Consider the following 1,816-nt stretch of genomic DNA (forward strand, 5'->3'; position numbering starts at 1 on the left):
TCCGGAGATCCGGTGACCACCGGCCCGGAGTTTTCATGTCCACCAGCCCGGAGCGAACTGTCCGCCAGCTCCGATTTTTTCGTGTCCGCTGGCACGGATCGTGGTCGAGAACGTGGCGTACCGATGGACGGTTCGCCGAAAGCCGACATACAGCCAGGGCGTCGCCGATTCGCCGCTCAGCTTCGCCGTCGAGCTCGCGGACCGTCCGGCGGGCAGGCTGTTGGTATCACTACCGGTCCCGCGGCCGGACAACTGGCTGCACGCACCCAGCGGCGTGGTGACACCGACCCTGGTCGCCAGGTGCATCACGGCTGCCACAGACCGCGGATGGGATCCTACGCGGCCAGGACCCCCGCTCAGAATCGAGCTGCCAGCGCCGACAGCGGAACGGACCGCGTAGCCGGCCGGCGCGCCGTCTTGTGGCGCAAGGGAGCCGGTCCTTGTCGTGGGATGAGGGTGATCGGCGTGGAGCAGCCTACTGGCTGGACTGGTGGGCGAACTCGTCCACACCGCTTGCAGCCTGGAGATCGCCCCAGTCATCGCCGCCGCGGGTTCCGGCTGGACCGCCCAAGGCCACCTGATCACAGCAGACGATGGTGAACCCTGTCTTCACATTGAGGTTCGGGGACGGCGGCACCCGTGCTCGTAACGGTCCGCGACGTCGAGAAAGGGCGGCCGCCGCTTCCACCTGACCGGGTACGGCGGGCCAGAGCGGTCTGTCGACGCACCGGATGCCTGTGTAGTCGCCGCCGCGCTGAAGATCTCCGAACGCCTGCCCCGAACGAGCTGACAGCGGCGGACGGGTCGCGGTGACGAGATCGACCTGGCTGCCGGTCTTCAGTTCAACAAGCGTTTCGCCCAATAGACCTGACCGTCGGCACCCACGCCGATCAGGGCGACGAGCAAGTCCAGAACCGCTGCGGGTGCGGTGGCCACCCGGTGCTCAGAACGGGTTTCGCGGCGTGCCGGACGCAGCACGGTCTGGAACGTCACCGGCGACGCGTCCATCGCTGATACGAAGATCGCACTGCCCGAGGTCCAGTACGTCCCGTCGACCTCCCGCGTGCCGACCCCTTCCAGCCACGGGTAACGCTCCTGGGCGATATCCAAAGAGTCGTCCAAGCCGGTACCCACATCGTCGGGCCGGGCCGAGGTCACCACGATCAAACCCGGCATCAGATGGCTGCGCTTGTCCAGCACCACGATCCGAAACGAGTCGCCCTTCCGCGCGTGGGGCGGTCGACCCCAGCTGACCCGTCCCAGGAAAATCTGGTCGCCATCGCCAGCGATCACCGTACTGGCCGGCTTGAGCGCGGCATCCGCGGTTGCCTGGTCAACGCGTTGAAGCGTGGCCTGGACGTCCAGTGCGTCCGGCCCATACGGCGGCCGGCTCAGCCACCACCGCCGGCCCACCACAGCGCCAATCCCGGCAAGGAGCATCACCACGCTCAGAATCAGACTTACCCGACGCCTCATACCCGGCAGTAGAACACGCGCGGCCAAGAGATTCGTCGACGAACTCCACCGGCCGGCATCCGCCTAACTCAGCGGCACGTCAGCGGATGCGGCCCGCGCGACGATGTCGCTGGCGCAACTCTGTTGGTACGACCGGGTTTCGGCGTGCGCACCTGAGTGTTGGCCAAGTCAGCGTAAGCCGAGCGCAAACGCGACTGGCAGGCTAACGGCCACCGCCGGGCCAATGTGGATCCATCCAGCGGACAGGTGTCAACGACGGCTGAAAACTGAGCAGGTTGCGACGGCTGAAAACTGAGCACCTGGGTTGATGGTTTGTCCTACTTGTTGCGGTCTTTAGCGA

The 1,816-nt window shown here is 66.3% G+C and carries 2 protein-coding genes; both read right to left on the reverse strand.

The window, feature by feature from the left end:
• Nucleotides 1–475: 475 nt before the first annotated feature.
• Nucleotides 476–862 (reverse strand): hypothetical protein, encoded by a 387-nt coding sequence (locus tag QMG73_RS46075; RefSeq protein ID WP_281906502.1) that lies wholly within the window; start codon nucleotides 860–862, stop codon nucleotides 476–478.
• Nucleotides 838–1,446 carry a hypothetical protein gene (locus QMG73_RS46080; protein WP_281906503.1) on the reverse strand — a complete coding sequence of 203 codons (609 nt, stop codon included), beginning with the start codon at nucleotides 1,444–1,446 and terminating at the stop codon, nucleotides 838–840. The genes QMG73_RS46075 and QMG73_RS46080 overlap by 25 nt, the downstream gene beginning before the upstream one ends.
• Nucleotides 1,447–1,816 lie beyond the last annotated feature (370 nt).

Source organism: Phytohabitans aurantiacus (assembly GCF_027923225.1).
Taxonomy (GTDB): Bacteria; Actinomycetota; Actinomycetes; order Mycobacteriales; family Micromonosporaceae; genus Phytohabitans; species Phytohabitans aurantiacus.